This is a genomic window from Roseiconus nitratireducens (genome assembly GCF_008629675.1).
GTDB classification, from domain to species: Bacteria; Planctomycetota; Planctomycetia; order Pirellulales; family Pirellulaceae; genus Stieleria; species Stieleria nitratireducens.
Genome location: NZ_VWOX01000003.1, coordinates 342300 through 363412 on the forward strand (window position 1 = coordinate 342300; position 21113 = coordinate 363412).

At 61.8% G+C, this 21113-nt stretch carries 11 protein-coding genes; 7 read left to right on the plus strand and 4 right to left on the minus strand.

Annotated elements, in window-relative coordinates:
* Positions 1–22: 22 nt before the first annotated feature.
* The 6 genes from FYK55_RS06680 to FYK55_RS06705 all read left to right on the plus strand — a co-directional run bounded on the left by FYK55_RS06680 (position 23) and on the right by FYK55_RS06705 (position 14684).
* Entirely contained in the window at positions 23–1087 is a 1065-nt protein-coding gene (locus tag FYK55_RS06680) for a hypothetical protein (protein ID WP_150075603.1), read from the plus strand.
* A 73-nt stretch (positions 1088–1160) separates the two neighbouring features.
* Positions 1161–1388 carry a hypothetical protein gene (locus FYK55_RS06685; RefSeq protein WP_161604343.1) on the plus strand — a complete coding sequence of 76 codons (228 nt, stop codon included), beginning with the start codon at positions 1161–1163 and terminating at the stop codon, positions 1386–1388.
* Positions 1389–1603: 215 nt separating this feature from the next.
* A complete protein-coding gene (locus tag FYK55_RS06690; protein WP_150075605.1) occupies positions 1604–2197 on the plus strand; it encodes a peroxiredoxin in 594 nt (197 codons plus the stop codon).
* Between the two features lie 77 nt (positions 2198–2274).
* The gene (locus tag FYK55_RS06695; RefSeq protein WP_150075606.1) at positions 2275–2937 is read left to right on the plus strand and encodes a hypothetical protein; all 663 of its coding nucleotides are present in this window, start codon (positions 2275–2277) and stop codon (positions 2935–2937) included.
* 339 nt (positions 2938–3276) lie between these two features.
* The gene (locus tag FYK55_RS06700) at positions 3277–6915 is read left to right on the plus strand and encodes a hypothetical protein (RefSeq protein WP_161604344.1); all 3639 of its coding nucleotides are present in this window, start codon (positions 3277–3279) and stop codon (positions 6913–6915) included.
* Positions 6912–14684 (plus strand): hypothetical protein, encoded by a 7773-nt coding sequence (locus tag FYK55_RS06705; RefSeq protein WP_150075608.1) that lies wholly within the window; start codon positions 6912–6914, stop codon positions 14682–14684. The genes FYK55_RS06700 and FYK55_RS06705 overlap by 4 nt, the downstream gene beginning before the upstream one ends.
* A 164-nt stretch (positions 14685–14848) precedes the next feature.
* On the opposite strand, the gene FYK55_RS06710 is transcribed toward FYK55_RS06705, so the two are convergent.
* The 3 genes from FYK55_RS06710 to FYK55_RS06720 all read right to left on the minus strand — a co-directional run bounded on the left by FYK55_RS06710 (position 14849) and on the right by FYK55_RS06720 (position 19031).
* Positions 14849–16186, minus strand: a complete 1338-nt coding sequence (locus tag FYK55_RS06710) for a cytochrome P450 (RefSeq protein WP_150075609.1) — start codon at positions 16184–16186, stop codon at positions 14849–14851.
* Positions 16187–16299: 113 nt separating this feature from the next.
* Positions 16300–16725, minus strand: coding sequence for a hypothetical protein (locus tag FYK55_RS06715; RefSeq protein ID WP_161604345.1), 426 nt, complete (start codon positions 16723–16725; stop codon positions 16300–16302).
* 137 nt (positions 16726–16862) lie between these two features.
* Positions 16863–19031, minus strand: a complete 2169-nt coding sequence (locus FYK55_RS06720) for a family 16 glycoside hydrolase (RefSeq protein WP_161604346.1) — start codon at positions 19029–19031, stop codon at positions 16863–16865.
* Positions 19032–19323: 292 nt separating this feature from the next.
* On the opposite strand from FYK55_RS06720, the gene FYK55_RS06725 reads away from it, so the two are divergent.
* Positions 19324–20292, plus strand: coding sequence for an alpha/beta hydrolase (locus FYK55_RS06725; protein ID WP_150075612.1), 969 nt, complete (start codon positions 19324–19326; stop codon positions 20290–20292).
* 137 nt (positions 20293–20429) lie between these two features.
* Here FYK55_RS06725 and FYK55_RS06730 read toward each other — a convergent pair whose 3' ends face one another.
* The gene (locus FYK55_RS06730) at positions 20430–20855 is read right to left on the minus strand and encodes a hypothetical protein (protein ID WP_150075613.1); all 426 of its coding nucleotides are present in this window, start codon (positions 20853–20855) and stop codon (positions 20430–20432) included.
* Between the last annotated feature and the right edge of the window lie 258 nt (positions 20856–21113).

Here is a 21113-nt window from a genome sequence, read left to right on the forward strand (position 1 = left end):
CATTCCCCATGAGACAGCGACGATGAACGACCGACGCCCTCCTTTCCGACAGCTCTTCTTATCCGGTGTGGCCAGTCTGGTGATGGCCGGGTCGGCGGCATGGGCCGCCCCGCAAGAAACCGACCGCGGTGACCGCGCCCCCGAAACCGACTCGACCATTGCGGTCTCCGACGAGGACGGCGGCGATCGTCCAGACACGCGCCGCCGCGAAAGTGATCGCCGCCGCGACGGTGACGCCCGCCGCGACGGTGACGCCCGCCGGGACAGTGACGCCGGCCGGGACGGCGACGAAGACCGGGAAAGATTCGGTGATCGCTTCCGAAGGCCGCCGCGCGACGGCGAGCGTTTCGGGCGCCCCGGTCCTCCCGGCCCAGGTCCCCGAGGCCCCCGAGGTCCCGGCTTGGTGATGCGGCTGCCGGTGATTGCCGTATTGGATGCCGACCGGGATGGCAAAATCTCGGCGGATGAAATTGACAACGCCGCAACGGCCCTCCGCCAACTGGACCAAAATCGGGACGGAGTCATCGACACCGAAGAAATGACGCCGCGGCTGATGGAGATGGGACCACCCCGTGATGATGACTTTCGAGGCCCGCGAGGATTCTTTGGCGGAGGACGTCCGCCGTTCGCTCGTGGCCCCCGAGACGGTGACCGCGAAGGCGACCGTGACCGCGAAGGCGATCGGGACCGCGAACGCGACCGGGACGGGGACCGTGAACGCGGAGATCGCGAGGGGGACGATTCCCGCGGGCGTGACCGCGACTTCGGTGAACGGCGATTCGGATTCCCCGGCGGGCTTCGCGACCGCGCCGGCGTCGACCAGTTTTTGGACCGCGTGATGAGTCGTGACGCCGATGCAGACGGGTTTTTGAGCGGCGATGAGCAGCCGGAAGCCCTGGCGAGGATCCTCTCGGATGCGGATCAGGATGGCGACGGAAAGGTCAACCGTGACGAACTGGCACGCGTGATGTTTTCAAGAATCCGAGAGATGCAAAACCGTGAGGGCGGGGACCGCCCGCCAAGGTTCCGGGAAGCCGAAACGCCGGGCGGCGAGAAGCCTCGGCGACCGCCGCAAGACGAAGAGTAGCCGGCATCAACACGGCACAGCCGGCGGCTTGGCGTGAACACGCATTTCGCGCAGCGGAATTCCGACGTGGCCTGTGGCCTGGATACCAGTGACGTTGGTGACGCAATCGATCCACCGCCTGATGGCGGTGGATCGGACGGTTGATCCACCGTCTGGCGACGGTGGCTACCGCGGCGACGGTGGCTACCGCGGCGACGGTGATCTGGCGACGGTGGCGACGGAGTCTGGTCCACCGTCTGGCAACGCCAGGGCGGCCGCGGAGCCCGCGGCTTTTTTTCCCGACCGGTTGCCGGATCTTTGATCTGGCTCGATAGTGTACCGGTCTCGGGCGATTCTTCTTTGACGCAGCTCCCGCGTCGGCGGGAGCGGATCAATGTGGACGCCGCACGGGAATCCCGTGCGGGTCGCCGGCTTCCACGCGAGCCGGCCCGCCATCGCCCGACTCCCTGCCGGCCGCCCCGAAACGAAGCGGCAACTTTCAAGTCAGACCCTCGAAACACGAGTAAGAACCGAACCATGAGCGTTTTGGTGACCCAACAAGCTCCCGATTTCAAAGCCCAAGCCGTGATGCCGGACGGGCAGTTCAAGGAAATCTCGCTGAGCGACTACCAGGGCAAGTACGTCTTGTTGTTCTTTTGGCCGTTGGACTTCACGTTCGTCTGTCCGACCGAGATCATCGCTTTTTCCGACCGGGCCTCGGAATTCGAGAAACTGGGCGTCCAGATCCTGGGTGTGTCGACCGACAGCCACTTCACCCACCTGGCGTGGACCAACACGCCGCGCAACCAGGGCGGAATCGGCAAGACCGAATACCCGCTGGTGGCCGACTTGAGCAAACAGATTTCACGCGATTACGACGTGTTGCTTGAAGGCGGCGTCGCGCTGCGAGGGCTGTTCTTGATCGACAAGGAAGGCGTGGTCCGGCACCAGGTCGTCAACGATCTGCCGCTGGGACGCAGCGTCGACGAAGCGTTCCGAATGGTCAAAGCGTTGCAGTACTTCGAAGAAAACGGCGAAGTCTGTCCGGCGAACTGGCAGGACGGCTCTCGCACGATCAAGCCGAACGTGGAAGACAGCAAGGAATTCTTCGGCGCCGAGTATGCCAGCTGATGGCACCGGCATGGCGTTCTGACGCCAGCCACGATTTCCTCTTCATCGCATGACTCCAACCGGCGGTTTCGATTCGCATGTGGTTAACGGCCCCCAATCGCATCGGCGTTGCCGCCTGGCAGACCCGGGATTCGATCTGGATGATCGACGCCCGGGGAGGGAAAGACGGAATTCGATTTCGTCTAGGTGATGAAAGCGTCGCCCTGATCGCTTCGGGCGACGAACCGCTGCCGGTGCTGGATGAACAATTCTTTCGGGGCGACGAACTGCATCTGTCGTTTCCTCAAGACGGCGGCGGAGCCGACTTCGGTTTTCGCCTGATGATTCGGCCGATTCTGGGCCCGGACATCCCCATCGATTCCCAGCGAGCCCTGTTTGAATGGGTGGTGTCCATCGAGACTTCGCTGTTGGACACCCACCCCACGATGGACCTGGTCGCACCAGCCTCACGCGGCTGCCGACGGCTGAAGGTCGACGATCCCCAAGGGGGCGTTCATCTGGCGGAATCTCCGGCAGGCGAAACCACGGTGTTGCTGGGCCCAGCGGACGCCCCCTTCACCAGCGTGATTGATCAACCCGACACGCTGCGTTTGAGACTGTTCGGCGAGTTTTTGGAGAAGGGGGTCATTCGCCGAGCACGCCCCTGGGTGATCTTCAATCGGATGCAGCAACCGATTTCCGAAGCGGCCCGAAAGGCAACCTGGCAGGCGCTGGCCGACAGCCCGGTGCCGCTGACCTGACGCCGCGGTTCTGACCGGGGATCTCCACGCTCTGACGAGAGTGGCGACGGAGAACGTAGCGACCGTCGCCAGACGGTGGCTGACCCACGCCCTCCACGCTCTGGCGAGCGTGGCGACGGAGCCACGGGAAAACTGCCGCGTTGTGTCCCTTTCCTGTTTCCATCTTGGCCCTTTGCGTAAACTAAACTGTTGAAAGCTGGGCTGCGTACACTTCCGGTGTCGGGCATTCACCGGCCAGTCAATGAGTGACCATTCTTTTCCTTACCGCCCGATTTGTCGCCTTTGAGCCCGCTAGGGATCAATTCGGCGCCCCTGCAATCGGTTTGATCGTCGATCCCTATGATCCCCAACGCTTCGGACATGAACGTCAGTTCGCTACCAGCGACGCCGAAGCCCGAGTGGCGACGTTGGGGGGCGGCACTGCTGCTCTGCCTGGCCGCCTGGCCCGTTCTGGGGGTTCGGCAGGGAGCCCGGGCGCAGCCACCCGGCACATTTCCGCCGGCGGACGTGATCCGACCCAGCCAGGAGACTGATCCGGAAAAACTTCCCATCAAGGGCTTCCTGTTTTTGGATTCCGCCAAAAACCCGGTGCTGATTCCGGGGATGACCTATGAACGGTTGACGGAATTGGAATTGGGCTCGAAGAGCCAGACACGACGTTTCATCTTCAACAATGTTCAGATCAACGGGCGTGTCGAAGGGAACCGCGCCGAACTGTCGGTGGAAATCCGCCTGACACTCGATTCGACCGGTGGGGAGAGCATCGCGATTCCGCTGCAAATGGAGAATTTCCATCGGCTGGCGCCGCCTGAATTCCTTTCCGGTTCGGGGACCAGCAAAACGCTGGCCGTCACGGTCAATCAGGACTCCGGCGGCTACCAGTTGCTGGCGTCGGCTGAGGAAACGACCGAGATCGCTTTCCGCATGCAGATGTCAGCGCGAGTCGAATCGGATTCGGCCAACTCATTGGCATTTCACCTTCCCGCCTCGCCGGTGACGCTGGACCTGACCACGGACTCACGCAATGCGACCGGGGAGATCATCGGCCGTGGCGACGAAGTGATCCAGACCGGCAGCGACGAAGCCGGACGGACTCAGTTCCTTGTCGAAAGCAGCGGCGGTCGCTTCACGCTCCGTTGGGGTGCCCTGGACCGACCGGTTTCGGTCCCGCTGGTGGAAGCGGACAGCCGCGTCACGATGCAGTGGAATTCCCCGCAAGACCAACTGATTCAAAACGTCCAAATGGTCGTCCGCGACCTGCGCGGGCCGGTGTCCGGCTTTCGTTTTCGATTGCCCAAGGACGCGCTGCTGGTTGATGACCCGCGGTTGACCGCCAGCGGCCAGTTCGTGGAGCTTTCCCAGCCCGACCCGGATGACAAGGAACTCTTTCAAGTCGCGATCCCGGAGGAGGAACGTCGTCAGCGAATCGATTTGGATTTGAAGGTCCAATTGCCAAGCGAAGGCGCATCGGCCGAGAACGCGTTGCCGCTGCAAGTGCCCACGCTTGTCGGCGCGTTGCGACATCAGGGAACCATCGAAATCGAAACCGGTGACGACTACCGACTGCGTTGGCGCGAGCGTCCCTACGTCCAGAATGTCACCACGGCATCGGCCGACGATTCAACGACCGAAATGCGGTCGTACACGTTCCGTTTCAACCGCGGATCGTTCACACTGCCGCTGTGGTTGGACGCCACCCGCCGACAGCACCGCGTCAGCACCGAGTGTGACATCGAGTTGCACGACGGCTACGCCGATCTGTCTCTGGAGATCCGTTCGACGGGAAGCCGCAACCGTTCGCGACTGCTGCGTGTGGACCTTGGCGATTGGCAATCGCCGCAAATCACCAACGCCCTGACTGGAGCGCCCGTGCCATGGTACGAGTCGGGAGAGTTGATCGAAATTGAAATGGTTGCCACGGCGATGGAGGAAATCACGCCGATCCTGATTCGTGGGCATCGTCCCCTCCAGCCGGCACCGCGCGGCCAGGATCCGCCGGCCCAACAAGTCTCCATCCCGGTTCCCCATGTCGTCAGTTCCGATGACGGCCGCGACCCCGTGACGATCCAGGATGCCATGGTTCGCCTGACCGGCAGAGGACGACGATCCTTGGTGGTTGATCTGGAATCATCCGAGCACCTTGAACGTGCCGGTGGACTGGAGGATGACGAAGACCAACCGGCGCGATGGTTCAAAGTGATGCCGCCCGAATCGGGCGCAAAGATCGCCGGCGTGATGGTGGAGCAACCGCCTCGATTGATCATGGAAGAAACCGCCCTGGTCAGTCTCAGCGGGGATCAGTTGGAGACCGTGGTCAATTGGGTGGTCGAGTCCCAGGTGGATCTGGAAGGGCGATTGCGGGTAGCCATCCCGGAGATCCCGTCGCGAGGGTCGGACACAAACGCCGGCAATCGCTCCGACGGCTCGCCCGCGTCCAACAACCCGGCCCCGTCCAACCGGCTTGACTTCGACGCCCCCTCCGAGGGCAATGGCCCCTGGACCGTGTTTGTCAATGACCGCATCGCCGAGATCCGTCCGGTGGACCGGGGCCCCAGCCGCATTGATCTCGTCGGGGACGGCACCGATCTCGCGGACAGTGGTTCATCCCAGAACAGCGTTTCGGAAAGGGACGCGGGTGACGCGACGGCCAGTGACGCAAGGGCCAGTAACGCAAGGGCCAGTGAAACCCCGTCGTCTTCGCAAGCACCTCCGGCGAGCGCCAGCGTTTCCTGGAACAACGTTCGGATGCGAACCTACGAAGTCATTTCGGATGAACTGGCGGACGGCGAGATGAAGCTTCGCTTTCGATCTGTTCGTTCGGTTGCAAAGAACGGCGTGACCAGCAAGACCATCGTCCCAATCTCGCTGCCTCGGCCGTTGGTCGAGGACATTACCGTGCGGGGTGATGTTCAGATCGACTTCGTCGGCGACGCCTTGCAGGAAATCCAAACGACCGAGCCGGTGCTCGCGGATCGGTTGAAATTGCAAACCCTCCCAGCCTGGCCCATCCCCGCACGGATCTCGCCGCGCACCACCACGCAAAGCAAGCTGGAGTTGGAACGATTGGTGATCCGGTCGGCGATCAGCGAAACCGCCCAACACGACCAGGTGATCGCCAGTGTGGTCGGCTCGGGCGATTTTGAGCTTCAACTTCGCGAAGTCGACTTGACCGAAGTTCAGGTGACCGTCAACGACACTCCGGTCGCATTCGGAAAGGTCGACGACCGTTTGGTGATTCCGGTTCCCGCCGACCAGCGGCGGCACGCCATCGACGTGCGGCTTTGGAGCGATTCCGCCGACGGCGGGCTACTGCGCAAGATTGAACCGCTGACACGTCCTCGCCCCGGCGATCGCCGTCTATATTGGTACCTGACGGTTCCCGCGGACAGCCACCTCCTCTGGTCTTCGTCCTCCGCCGGCCGACCGATGGAATGGGTGTTTGATCGCTGGCGTCTGGTCCGCCGACCGCTGTTGACCGACACCGCTTTGGTGGCCCGGGTCGCACCGACCGAACTGAGTCCGATGCCGATGGGCAATCGTTACCTGTTCTCAGCGATGGACGTCCGGTCCTTCCGCGCCTACACGGCCTCGCGCACCGTCCTGTGGCTGGTGGTCTCGGGAATCATTGTGCTGGTCACCACGCTGTTGACTTACCTGCCCGCAACGCGCAACCCGCTGTCGGCCGTCGTGGCCATCGTGGCATTCGCCGGGCTGCTTTCGATTGCGCCGGACGCGGCCATCATGATCGGACAGATTGCGATGCTGGCGTTGGCGCTGGTCATTGTGATGTTGGCCATTCGAAGCCTCGTGTTGCCCACCCCGTCACGGGTGCTGGTCAGCACGCGGGACAGCTACCCAGAACCTTCCACGCGAACCAACCAGCCCGTCGCCGGCAACCGTTCGGCAAGCAGCATCACGGAAACTCGTGACATCGGACGCGAGCATGCGACGCCGGCGGCCGACGAGGTCGCCTCATGACGCCGCAATCGGACGTCGTCTTCGGCCGCCAAAAACCGCTTGGCCGACACTCCTCGCGTCCTCGCCTGACGGCTCGCACTCCTCAAGCCTGGCAAGCGTTGCTGCTGCTGGCTGGATGGATGCTGTTGGCCACACACGCCGCAGCACAGGACGCCGCGCCGACTGACACGCCAGCTAATAAGCCGGTGCCGCCCCGCGTGTCCGATCCCAGCGGGCAAGGGGCGGATGACAAGACGACCTCGGAAGCGGTCGAGACGCCCGCTGGAAACGCGGTTTCGGACACCGAACCCGCGTCCCCGCTTGAGCAAGCGTCCTCCTCCGAGGACGACCTGCACCAAGGCGATCCTGGTTCGGAAGAGCCCAACGTGGATCAGCCCAATGCGGACGAGCCCGATGCGGATCAGCCTGCTGAAGACCGGCCCAATCCGAAGCAGCGCTCCGCGGGCGACTCGGCAAACACCCCGGCGGAGCAGGGCAGTGCGACCGGCGCCGGCACCCCGGCGACCGGCGATGCTCCGACGTCATTGCCGCTCCCGGTTCGCAACCGCGACGGCAGACCGCTGCGTCCGATCGGTGTCTACCAATCCCAATTGGCCGACGTGGTGCCGCCTTCGTTCCGCGCCGTTTCGATGGACGAATTGAAACGATCGTTGGGCGAACCGAATCAACGCGTCCTGGGCCCCGACCGGGCCCGGCTGGTCAGCGGCTTCTATGACGTTCGGCTGGTCGACGACGTGTTGGTCAGTCAGCTGTCACGGTTCGTCATCGAACAGGACGGCCCGGGCATCGTTCGGCAACGGCTGGGTAAGGTCAATTTGGCGATCGGTCGGGCGACCGGTTCCGGTCCGTCCTCGACCGCAAGTTTGGACGGACCGCATCTGGAAGTGGACGAAGACGGGTCTTTGGTCGCCGTGGTTGCCCGCCGAGCCGCTTCGGAAACCCCCACCGCGACGTCGGCCGATGCTGCGGATCCGTCGCCAACGGAGAGTTACCGATCGGCAACACGGTCGGACATTCGGTTTGGCTGGACGCTCAAGAGTGAGCGTCTGGCGGACGTGCAAAAGTTTGATTTACGGCTTCCCCGGACGCCTCAAACCCGCTTGATCATCTCCACCCCACGCGACGTTTCCTTGGAAAGCGACCAAGGGGTTCTGGTGGAAAGCCCCGGGCCTCCGCCCGATGCCGATCTGGAAAGTCGCTCAGGAAACATTCGCTGGTACGTCCTGGAAGCCGGGGGACTGAACCGGGTGGAGTTGTACGCCAAACGCCGTTCCAAAGCAGACGCCGAAGCGGCAATCCTGGTCCGTCGCGAATCGCGGCAATACGAAATCGATCTGTCCGGAGTGACCTGGTCGCACCGATTGACGATCGAATTGCCTCGACCGCGCAACACCTTGCGTCTGCGATCGGAGCTGGGGACGGTCAGCGCCGTGCGTGTCAACTCGGTTCGAGCCGATCACACCGTGCTGCGCAGGACCGATGGCCAATCGTTGGTCGACATCGCTTTGCCCAGTGGTCGATCGACCGATCCGCCGGCGGGTGCGACGCGTGGAACTCCCGCCGCGCAGGGGATGGTGGATTTGATCACGCTGACGATCACCGGGAATTCACTCTGGGAGATCGACGACGGAATTTGTGAACTGCCGTCGATCGCGTTTGTCGATTCCAATGTCATTCGCACGGAATCATCGACTCAGGCGGTGGTCACCGTTTTTCAGCCGTTGGCGGTCGCGCAATGGGATTTGCCGCCGAAGTGGGAACAAACGGTTCCCTCGCCGCCGCGCGCGGGGGAAACGATGCTGGTCGCAGACGGTCCGCCGATCGCCGACGACTCGGCGCAAGGCAGTTGGTCGCGGCTGCGGTTGCTTCCCAAGCCGGTTCTGGCATTTGATGAAGTCTGGATGCGATTGAACGTGGAGGAGTCACCGGCGGAGGTGCTGCGTGGCAAGGTCCGGTTCCGCTGTCGCCGGCTGTCGGACCAACGTGTTCCGATCGAATTGGAGGCGGAACCCTCTTGGACGATCGACGAAGTCACGATGGTGGGATCAGGACGTCGGATCGGTGTCTCGCCCGGTGCGAAGGAGATCACGATCTGGCCGACGGCCGCCGAGTTCGAAGCTTCGACGGTGCAGATTGACGTTGCCGGCCACAAAACGCTGGAACGTGTTCAAGGACGGTTGGGAATTCCCTCGACCTGGATGGCGCGTCCCAGGCATCACCACGCGGCCCGCCTGACCGCCTTTCAGCCGCCGAAGCTCCGTCGCTTCGATGGCGACTCCGTGATGCTGGACGGACGCGTTGAAGCGTCTCAACTGGACCCGGCGGCCCGCAGCTTTCTGCAACCGACCTCGGAAACGCTCCTGCTGCGTCAGCCTTCCAGCGGCACGCCGCGGGTCGCGTTGGAATCGATCGACATCTCGTTTGGCGTTTCATTGCGATACCAGATCGAAACCGAAGGCGGCAAGGTTGCCGAAACCATTGTGGTCACCGCCGAGACGCCCCAGCCGATTCCAGAGTTGACGATTTTGACCGGTTCCCCGTTCGCCCCGGAGGCGCCGCCGGAGGGGCAAACGGATTCCCAGCCAACGCTGCCGCCGTTCCGCTGGTCGCTGCAGCGGGGAGATCAATCGGTCACGGTCAGCTTGCCCGATTCCAACGTCCGCGAAGTGCCCGAGGCCGGACCGGGCGCGTACGTCGTCGACTTGGAAGACCGTGACCTGAGAGACTTCGAGCTGGTGGGACGTCGCACACGCAGCGCCGATCAACAAATCACGATTTCGTTGCCCAGCGTCCGTGGGGCCGCGTCACAGTCGGCCGAGGTTTCGCTCGGTCCCGAATGGCAATGCGTCCAATTCCCGCCGAGTGTGCAGCTGGTCCCCGGTCCGTCCTTGGACCGCGGTGCCGAGGCGACCGGCAACCTGCCACAACATCTGCGATACGACCCCGTCGTCCGCCCGGAGATCGTGATTCAACGGGCGCCGCTGGATTCGATGACGTGCTTGATCTGGCGACAGACGCTGGACGTTACCGCCTGCAGTCGCAATGAAGATCTGTTCCAGCTCGGAGCGGAAATCTCCGCGAAGAGCCCGGTCAATGTCAGCTTCGATCCAGAACTGGAAGTGATCTCGATCGTCCGCAACGGTGCCAGCTACGTGCCGCAGCGGCGGTCCAAGGGGCAGGTTTGGATTGAGCCCCAGCGGCAAACGGACCAGTTCGTGATTTCATTTCGTCGACGCCACGACAACGTCGCTTGGATCCGCGCGTGCACGATCCCGAAAGTCTTGATCGCCGGCAGCGCGCTCCGCAGTGAAATCTCCTATGGGGCCGGCGACGGCACTTTGTTGCTGAAGCGTCCCGCCGCCGATGCGGACGTGTTTGCGTCGCAGGTTTCCGTCGCCAGTCCCGCATCGGAGGACACGTCGGCCAATCCCGATGCGGCAACTTTCACCGCACCCGCCACCCTGGTGTTGCTCGACCGTCACGTCGCGATCGGTCTGGGCTGGCTTGCCGCCGGCCTGGTCTTTGCCTTGGCGTGGGCGATGGCGAGGTGGCTGGCCATCGGTCCTCCATTATTGCTGGCCATCGTGCTGTTGGCATTGGGCGCCGCGGTCATCTGGTGGCCGAATCAGGCGGCGATATTGGCCTGGATCGCAACCCCCACCTGCTTGGCCGCCCTGGTTCAATCCCTGGCAGGTTGGGGCAGACCGGAGCCCTCCGCGGTCGTGGCGACACCCGAGTCCCCGTCGCGGGCCTCCCACGGCTCGTCGTTGCGTAAACGGCTCTCCGACCTGTCCCACCCATCAAAACGAAGCCTGATCCTGCTCGTCGCTTTGACGGCCGTCGGACCGTCACGCACCCAAGCACAAAATGATGGGAAGTCTGCTTCCCCAGGAAACGGACCGACCAAAGCGGCTGAGGCCCCGATCGACTTGTTAGTGCCGCTCTCGAGTGACCATCGTCCGGTGGGCGACAAAGTGTACTTGTCCCAAAGGGATTACCAGTCGCTCACCGAGGCCAACGATCCGGACCAGCCGGTCAGCGTTCGATTTCGATCCGCGGACTACCGCGTGGTGCTCAGCCAATCGCGGGATGACACCGATTCGATTGAAGCTGCGATTCAAGCCGATTTTCAGATTCATCCCTCGGGCCCCGGAACACGCGTCCGTCTGCCGATTCGCGCCGAAACGCTCCGACGTGTCGAGCTGCTAACGGACGATCAGTCACGGATCGTCCGGTTTGCGGTCGACCAGACGGGCTTTGTCGCGGTGACATTGCCGCCCGGCGATGAATTTCGGCTACGGGTGACCCTGGTCCCAGAAATCGTTGCACTGCAACCTCGTTCCGCCACGCAACGCAGCACTTCCTCCGATCCGCCCACGGGGGTCCGTCCATCGATCGACGCCGAAGACGGTTCCACGTCACTGATCGATGCCGACCGTCGCCGCGAACTGACTCAGATCCGGCTGACGATTCCGCCGATTCACACGGCGCATGTCATCGTGGAAGCCCCCCGCGAAATCATCGTCAACTCACTCGGTTCCGCCTACGGACGGACGGTGTTTCAAACGGATCTGGGGCGCTACGAAGCGGAACTCGGTCCGGTCGGCGAACTGTCGATCACCTGCAAATTGGCTGACCCATTGGGGACGTTTCGTTCACGAGCGTTGGGACGCAGCTATCGGATCACCGCCGGCTTGAATTCCACGATCGTTGAATGTGAAGTCGATCCGGAACGAAGAATCGAAGAAGGCGAATCGATTCAACTGACGGTACTCGGTCCACGACCGACCGGGATGACCTCGATCGGTTGGACGATGGAAAACCTGGTTCCCCGGCCGGAGGACGTGCCAGGGGACCGACGTTCGGGCGAGGCCGCCCAAGCCGACACGGACGAGTCACCAACCGGCCGCGACGCATTGCCCTCCGACGCATCGCCCTCCGATTCATCGCCCTCCGATTCATCGCGGCCCGATTCATCGCGGCCCGATTCATCGCGGCCCGATCCGCCGACACCGGAACCCAATCCGGCAGAGTCCCAATCGACCAGCGGAGTCTATCGGTTTGTCAAACAAACGGATGCGGACGTCCCCATCCGCTTGATGTGGACGCTGCCCACCGTGCTGAATGATCCAACCTCGACCGAGGACAGCGTGGTCATGCCGGTTCCCGAAGTTTTCTCGGGATCAACGATGCGTTCCGCTCCGACACTGTTTGCAATCGAGTCCGCCGCACAGATTCGGGTCTCCGAACTTGCCAGCGAATCCATTCCGGTCGCAAATGACGTTTTCTTCGAATCCTGGCGTGGGTTCCGAGGAACGATCGACCGGGTGTTCCTTTCGTCGGACGGCTTCCCCTCATTCGTGTTCCTGCGCAACAAGTATCCCCAGCCAACATTGAAACTGGATCATCGGTTGCACATCGCGGATTCGGGGATGGAGTTAAGTCTCCGAGCCGAGATCATGGATCTGCGGCCCGCGGTACGACGCACGGTATTGTCCCTTCCCGCCGGGTTTCGATTGACGCAATGCAGTGTCAACGAAACGCCGCTGACGGATTTATCCTTGCTGCCCACCGATGGCAATCAGTCACGTCTTGGAAACGATCTGTCGATCGGTGATCGCCGCGTCGACGGCCGGATGACCATCGAAGCGACCGGGCAAATGAATCTTCCCCGACGCGGCACACGGATCCTTCCGCGATTCCAATTGCATTCGGCGGGCGACGCTACCGCAACGTACCGGATCACCCGAGACCGCAGTGTGACAGTCGACTTGATCGAACCCTCCCCCGAGGGCGACCGTGATTCGGCATCGCCGTGGAAAGAGGCGGTCATGAGCCGGGAAGACCTGTCGTCTGGGCGGATTCCCGTGGCCTCGATCCAGAACGAACTTGCCACGGCAGAATCGGCCGACCAAGTGAAACCGGCGTGGAGCCGCGCGAGAATTCGGATCGCCAAGCGTCCGCGTAGCGGAAGCTTTCCCTGCGAGCAGACGATGGCGATGCGTTACACCGGCGGCCAATGGGTCTGCGACACGGCGATCTCCATTGCCCGCGGCCCATGCCCCGATTACATCGATGTCCAGATCCCCTCGCGTTGGGCCAGTGATCTGCAGGTGTCGGGAGCCCCGCTGTGGGTCACGCGCTCGTCCAACGATGCGGTGATCACCGTGGTTCGGATTGCCTTGATCGATCCCGAAACGGGAAAGCTTCCCCCGGCCGACGCGAATGCGACCGAACAGAATCCGGATGCCCGCCGAGTGATCATCACCGGAACGCTGGACAACAGTGACCAAATCCGCGTCAGCGTTCCGGCGGTTCAAGTTCTCGGTGGAGGCCGTCGGGAACAAACCGTCGCTGTCCCGGACCGCCTGACCACGGAAACCATTCGTTGGCGGCGGCGGGCGGTCAGCCCGAAACCGGCGGCCGAACGCTGGTACGCCGCACTTGGCGACAACATCCAGAGCCCCGAAAATTATTCGCTGTACGGCATCGACAGCGGCACCTGGTCGATCGAGTTGGAGCCTCTTTCGCAGGCCACGGTCGCCCCAGTCGCCCTCGCCAGCGACGCGCGGGTGTTTCTGGACCAGGACCATGCGTTCGTGCTGCAACGCTTTGACCTGATGCCGGAAACACGCGATGAAGTGGTCGTTGCCATTCCATCAAAGGGTCACCTGATCGGTGCCTGGTCGGCCGGGCGTTCGATCGATCCCAAATTGGCGCGAGCGTCCGACGTGACCGAGGATTCACGCCCCGCCGCGGCAACCAAACGTCTGGCCTTGCCGCTGACGTACAGCCGTCTTCCCCAGGCAATCGAAATCCTGATTCGCGTCCCGGTCACCGACGGCAACATCCGTGACTACCTGCCCACGCTTCCGGATCTCGTCACCGAACAGAGTTGGATCGCCTACTACAAGATTCCGCGTGAGCGGCAAACTTCCAAACTGCTTTTGGCCGACGTGCCTCCGGAGGAGAGCGTCCCGGAATTCCTGGAGGACCGGACAACGCGACGCGCGTTGGCGCTGGCGGCAAGTGTCGTCAATGCCGTCCAGCGTTCCCGTGACACGTTGGCCGAACGGAGCGATGAAGAGATCTCTCGCTGGCTTTCGCCTTGGATTTCTCGTTACAAGTCGCTCGCCATGCAGAGCGGCCATACCGTGCAGATTCCTTCACCTCCGGCGACGGAGGCTCGCAGCAACGGTGAGGCGGAACCTGACTCCGCGGACGCAGGTTCCGACCAACCGAGCTCTGACAGCCCGAACGCCACCAAATCTCTGCCGGCGGCCTGGTCACCGGACGTGGATGTTCAGATGCAGTGGAAACGGTTGGATGAACAACTGCTGGAAATAGCCAATCGGTTCCTGGTGAAAGACGCCACCATCCCGACGATGCTGTTTGCCGATAGCCGGTTTGCGGACTACCAGCCTATCACGATCCTTGAATTGGATGCCGACAAGTCACTGCCGACGATTGAGCAGGAGTTTTACCAAAGCGCCGCGTTTCGGAGCTCGTTGCGAAACCTCCTGACCCTGTTGATGATCGGCGTCTCCATCGTGCTGTTGTGGCCGTTTCGCCAACGTGTCGGCCAGCGAATGACTCACCCGGCCTTGTGGTTGCTGATGATGGGTTTGCTCGGAATCTTCCTGATTCCGTTGCCGGTGGCATTCACTTTGATCATCACGGCAATTTCTCTGCCAGGGATTCAGTATCTGAAGTCCCGACGACGACGCCCCCGCAATCCCGTTTCGACACCGGCTTCGACTTCCTACTGAGGGACGTCTCGTTGCGAGCGTTTGGCGTGGTGCGCTGTCCAGTTAGTCAGCCGAAGCAGCGTTTTTCGGGTCGTGGGGCGAAAAGGGGACGGGGGTCAATAGCCGGAACGGCCCTTCGCTTCGGGTGCTTTGCACTATTGCCCCCCGTCCCCTTTTCCGTCCAGTTAGTCAGCCGAAGCGGCAACTTGCGGGTCAAGCCGAGCGACGAAACGCATGTCGACACCACTGCAGGGTCCCATCGTGATGTTGCGACGCTTTGGCTGGGGCGGTCGAGGTTCCAGGGACTCCATCTTCGAATTCATTACCAAAGACCCAATCACGATTGCCATCTCATAGGTCGCGAAAGCCGCTCCGACGCATCGCCGATGTCCTCCGCCGAACGGCATGAATTGATTGGACCCGTATCGACGATCAAGAAACCGCGCCGGACGGAACTCGTCCGGATCCGGGTACGTCGACGGGTTGTAGTGGGCGAGCACCGTCGCGGGAGCCACCGCGAATCCGGCGGGCAGTTCGTGGCCATCCAAGCTCATCGGTTCTTTCAGCACCCGCAACACTTCGGTCACGATCGGATGCATCCGCAACGATTCCTGTACGACGGCCTTCAGGTAGGGCTGGGAAGCGATCGCGTCCGGTGCGTCGTCGCCGAGCGTGCCCAGATCCTCACGAAGACGCCGCAACGTCGACGGGTTGCGATGTAAGTGTTCTATCGCCCAGGTGATCGCCAGCGCGGACGTCTCGTGGCCGGCAAACAGGAACGTCCCCAGTTCATCCTTTAAATGCTCTCGATCGATCGGCTGGCCATTCTCGTACGTCGCCTGGCTCAGCAACGTCAAAATGTCTTCTCGAGATTCCTCGCTGCCGGACCGGTGATCGATCTCCCGATCGAGCTCGTCGCGCAAGGTCGTCTGGGCTTGGCGAAACCGGTCCCAGGGACTGAGACCCAAAAAGGGCAGGTGAGTTTTGGGTGAGAAAAACAACAGCGGATGGCTGCGACGAACCAACTCTTTGGCAAGTCCGACCAGACGCAGCACGCGTTCGGGTCGTTCGGCGCCGAACACCGCGCGGACGATCACATCGAGCGAAATTTCCGTCGCCAGATCCAACATCGAAAACGTCTCACCCGGTTTCAGCTGATTCAACCGCGCCAGCGTCGACTGCTGCATGACGTCCGCGTAGGCGCGCATTCGCTGGCCATGAAACATTGGCATCACCAACTTGCGCTCGCGCCGGTGAGCCTCACCGGAGAGCATCAACATGGACCCGCTTCCCAGCATCGGAACCATCGATTGCTGGGCAAACGCGTCGTACTGCATCGGATCGGCAGAAAAGATCTGTGCGATCAGATCCTCGCGACCCGTGATCACCACCGGCCCGTTCAATGCGTGGATCAGAAACGGATCCCCGTACCGCCGCGACCAGTCCTCCAGCGCTCCGCGCGGGTCACGGATCAATCGCAACGTTGTCCGCAATCGGCCGGGCGGCCCTGGAAGCGTGGTCATGTTGGAACGATGGAAAAAGGAATCTCAGCAATCGACAACGAACACTCCGGAAACGACGTCGCCGACCGGGTCAACGACGTCTTCCCTTCGAACCGCCCCCGGGATCCGGCGATTCACTCCGACTCCGCCTCCGGGATCAATTCGGTCCCCAGGTAGGTCGCTCCGGTGGGATGACCGGGCGGCTCGCCAACTAGAACCAGGTGGTCGTCAAGCCATTTCCACGCCAGACCCATCATTCGCTTGTCTTCGGGCTCAACAACGACCAGCTGGCCATCACGGAACTTGTAGACGCCATTGAAGTTGTTGGCCCGTGACCGAATCAGCCATCGGCCCTCGCCGAGGGAAGTGAGCGTGGTCGGTTGCTCAAAGCCCGCCGGCAGATTTGCGGTCCAAGCACCGGCAAGGTCCGGTCCGAAACGATTTCGCTGCGAAACGCGACCACCAAGATACGCCGCCACCACCAGCGTCAGAATCAGCAACGAACGGAGACTGAAACGACCCCAACGAAATCTCTTCTCCGGGGTGGTCTCTGGCTCCACCGAGGGCACCTTGAATCGAGGGCAAATTGAACACGCAACGCGGGAAAGCTCCGGCAGCTTCGATTCTGACCGATGTGGGCTCCGGATTCCACAACCCCTCTCCCTTCAATCCACTCAGTCTTGATCCTCAAGCCGATTCACCGATCCGAATCATCGGCCGAGTCATCGCTCCGAACGTCCGCCTGGAAATCAAATTCACTGACCGGGTCGCCGTTGACGTCACGGTGACGAATCCTCAATTCGACCGAGTCCTTTCCGTTGGAATACCGCAGTGCCCCCGTCAGGAAGCCGCCTTTGACACGCAAAAACCGATGTTCCGGCCGTTCATCACCGGGTTTCCATCCCAGCTCGTGCTTTTCGCTTCCCGGGCCGCACCCGAACTCCCAAAGATCCGACTGCTCGTCGTAAGAGGCGTATTGCCAATGTCGGTCACCGCACAACACGAACACGTTGTCGATCTCCGCCAGCTTGGTTCTGATTTCTTCGCCTTCGTGGGCAAACACCTCGTTGGCATGGTTGTCTTTTTTGTTCTTGCGGTCCGGACCGACGATCGGCGTGGGACTGCAGATCAGCTTGAACGTAGCGTCGGAACGCTGCAACGTGTCAAACAACCACGCCTTCTGTTCAGCTCCCAGAATCGTCTTGTCCGGTCCATCGGGAAGGTTGTTGGGACTGCGGTAGTCCCGGCCCTCGAGAAACCAGACCTGCAGGTCACGTCCCCAGCGGACCGTCTTGTAGCGCGGCGTGTGGGACGGAAATTGTTCTTCGTTGAAGATGCGGACTCCTTCTTCGAATGTCACCGAGCCATAGGTTTGACCGGCCCAACAATCATTGCGAAGGGTATCGTGGTCATCCTTCAAAAAGTAACTGGTCGTGTTGCTGTAGAAGGCGCGGTTGTTCGGCAGCGAAAAGATGCGTCCCCATTTGAAACGCATCAACTCCACGGTCATGGCCCACGGATCGGGCTTGTCGTAATACTCGATGTCTCCGGCGTGGACGACAAAGTCAGGATCGAACTCGGTCATCGCGGGATAGATCTTGTGGCCGCGCATTCCGTCGTCGCGGCGAATGAAGTCGTGGCAGGTGGTAAAGCAAAACGAAATCGGCTCGGCCGCCGAAGCCTCGGGCGCCGTGCGGAAGGCCCCGCGCACGACCGCCGTATTCGCGTCCTGGTCGATGGGGCGTGCTTCCACCACCGCGGCGTAGCGCGTCGCCGGTTTCAAGTCCTGCAGACTCCATTGCACGGCGAAATCGTTGTCGGCCGACGTTGTTTGCCACGAAGTGGATTTGGCCAGATGCCGCTGCTTCTCCGGAAACCACGTCAAACGCACCTGACCGGGTGCACCAGGACAGGCCCCCAACATGTCTTTCAGTTCGGCGCCCTCGGGTAGCTGAACACGCAGCAGCTTTTCCGGATCGGTGGATTTTGAAAGCCGGCTCGCTTCGCGGCTCCCGAGCGAAACAAACGGTTTGCCATCGCTGAGCATTTCCGGGCGAGCCGTTGTCCGGGTCCAGATCACAATCGAATTCTGGTCGGCCCAACTGTTGCGCATGGCGTTTCCAAGAAAGGGCCCTGCATCCGGCGAACCCGCATCCGTCCAATCCGGCTCCTCTGACGCCTGCGGCGCAACCGCGGTGAATTGAAAATTGCGAAAGGAGGCTTCGCCGCCGTGATCGGTCAACATCACCCGATCCCCTTCGCGGGGAACCGCGAAATCCGCGTTCCCGTAAAACTTGCTCATTGCCATCGCCGTGTCCCAAGCCGGTCCGCGGATGGCCGTGGAAGCAACCAGTTGCCCATTCAAGTAGTGCTTCAGGGTGTCGCCGGCGGCGACCACTCGAGCGAGATTCCAGTCTCCGGCAGGCCGCAACGGCTTGTCCGAGTCCGGCGCAACGAGGTCGTAGATGGAAGCGGTGCTTCCTTTGCCCGGATGACCCACCGAGTCGTCGATGATTTGGTATTCAACGCCCAACCAGCGAGATCCGAATTCTCGCACCCGGTACTTCAGCCCGGTATTGCAGCGCGGCGTGATCTTCCATTCCCAGGAGAGATCAAAGTGGGCCGGCAACGGGGGACTCACCAGATTCCCCGCCTCCTTCGGACGTGCCAAACGAACTTCACCGGCATCGAATTCCCAACCGGCTCCCGCTGGCTCTCCACCCGTCGTGGACCAGAACTCGCGCTGCGTCCATGCGTCGGGGTTGGCCGGATCCAAAGCGGTGTCCGAAGCTGCATCATCAGCTGACGCAATCGCCACCCAGCTGAACAGGGCGGTCAGCATTGCGAAGCAAACGATCTTATTCATTGGGCGTATCCGGTGGGGTCGAAGGAGGGCAATGCTGACAGGGAGGATCGGCGGACCGAGGGGGCGGATGACACCGAACTTGATGCCATCGTTCCCCATCCCGCGTTCCAGGATTCTAACCGGAACGGTTCGTTCCAGATTCTAACCGGAACGGTTCGTTCCAGGGTGCCCGCGGATTTCGAGCTCACCAGGTACAATTTGCTCATCAGCTATCGTGACCGTCTGGCGGGCAGATTCGATTCGCCGTGCCCCCCCATTTCTCCACAGGTTCTCCACAGGGCTCGATTCGAACATGACCGGAACACTCTGCCGCCACTTGATTGCCACGGCCCTTTGCTTGTTCGTCCTGATTCCGTCGCCGGTCGCCGGACAAGATCCGCAAACCGAAGCCACTCTGGTTCGCGCTGGGGCCGAGGTGCAGGTCTACAAACAAACCACGGACGCCGACGGCAAGCCGGTCGACCTGAAGATGTACGTGTTTGCACCGCCGGGTCACCAACCGTCGGACCGACGTTCCGCAATCGTCTTTTTCTTTGGCGGCGGATGGAAGAACGGCAGGCCCACTCAGTTCGTCGAGCACTGCAAGCACCTGGCCTCGCGCGGCATGGTCGCGGCGACGGCCGACTACCGCGTGCTCAGCCGCCAAGGAACCAAAGCCGTGTCGTGCGTCGCAGACGGAAAATCGGCCGTCCGCTGGATCCGCCAGCATGCCGATCAACTGGGCGTGGATCCGCAACGAATCGTCGCAGGTGGAGGATCCGCGGGAGGCCACGTCGCGGCGTGCACCGCCGTGATTGATTCGCTTGACGAACCCGACGAAGATCTGTCAATCAGCAGCCACCCCGATGCCCTGGCATTGTTCAATCCTGCCGTCGTCCTGGCACCAGTTGAAAACCGCCCGCCGTTCGATCCCGAAAAGATGGCTGGCCTGACGGATCGAATGGGAGTCGATCCACAAAGGCTTTCCCCCTTCCATCACGTGGACAAGCGGGTCCCGCCGACGATCATTTTTCACGGACGCGCCGACCGGACGGTTCCCTTTTGGACCGTCGAAGCCTTTTCCGATTCTGTCCGTCGTCTCGGTGGTCGTTGCGATCTGGTCGGATTCGACGGAGAAGCCCACGGCTTCTTTAACTACGGCCGCGGAGATAACAAGAGCTTCGAACGAACGATCGAAGCGTTGGACAAGTTTCTGATGTCCATCGGTTTCCTGGACTCGCACGACTCCCAACGCGACGGACAGGGAGCCGCAACCGAATGAGCCGGCGGCATTCGGAAATCTGAGGCGTTCAAATCCGCGCATTCCCAAAGCGATCTGGGCAATGTCACTTCCAGGGTGGACTGCGACCGTGCGGACAGGGTTGGCTCGCCGCGTTTCGCAACCGGAGCTCTTGTGCCCTAGCGGTCCGAAGATTCGAACTCCGGCTTGCCGCCCCACAGCGGCCGCCGCTGACTTTCCGGCAACAGTTCTCGATTGACGCGTTCCGGATCTTGCTGGCTCCAAGTCTCGCGCATGTTCTTGGCCCAAACTTCGCGCGTCAGGTCTTTATCTTGCCAGGTGACCAGGTAGCCCGACGGACTCCATGAACGTCGCGGCAGCTGCGAAGGGTCTTTCACCAACCGCCAGGCACGAACTTCAAACTGGCGGTTGCCGGTGGACCAATCAAAGAACACGACCTGCTGAAAGACTTCTCGCCCACTTTCATCAATGAAGTGGTTCAACTCCACCAAGTCGACCGTGGCCCGAGTCGTGTTGGTCGGTTGAATGGTCCCCGGAAGCACGGAAACTGCAGCCAGTGCCGCGGCCTGCAAAAGCATCATCATCGATCAAACCCTCCCTGTGATGGCGAAGCGAGACCCAAGCTGAGATTCAGCATGGGGTCTTCGATCCTCACGTGTACCGGGAATGCGACCGAAGGGCCCGTCACCAGGACGCGCCCGCGAAATCAACCGCGGATGGTCAAATCGTCACCGTCCATCGGCAGTCCCTGCCAGCGACCGGGCGGCAACGGATTGAGAAGCCGATGCGACGCGGGTTCAGGGAAAGCAATTCTCAAACGCCGTTGGCGGTGAGGACAAAAC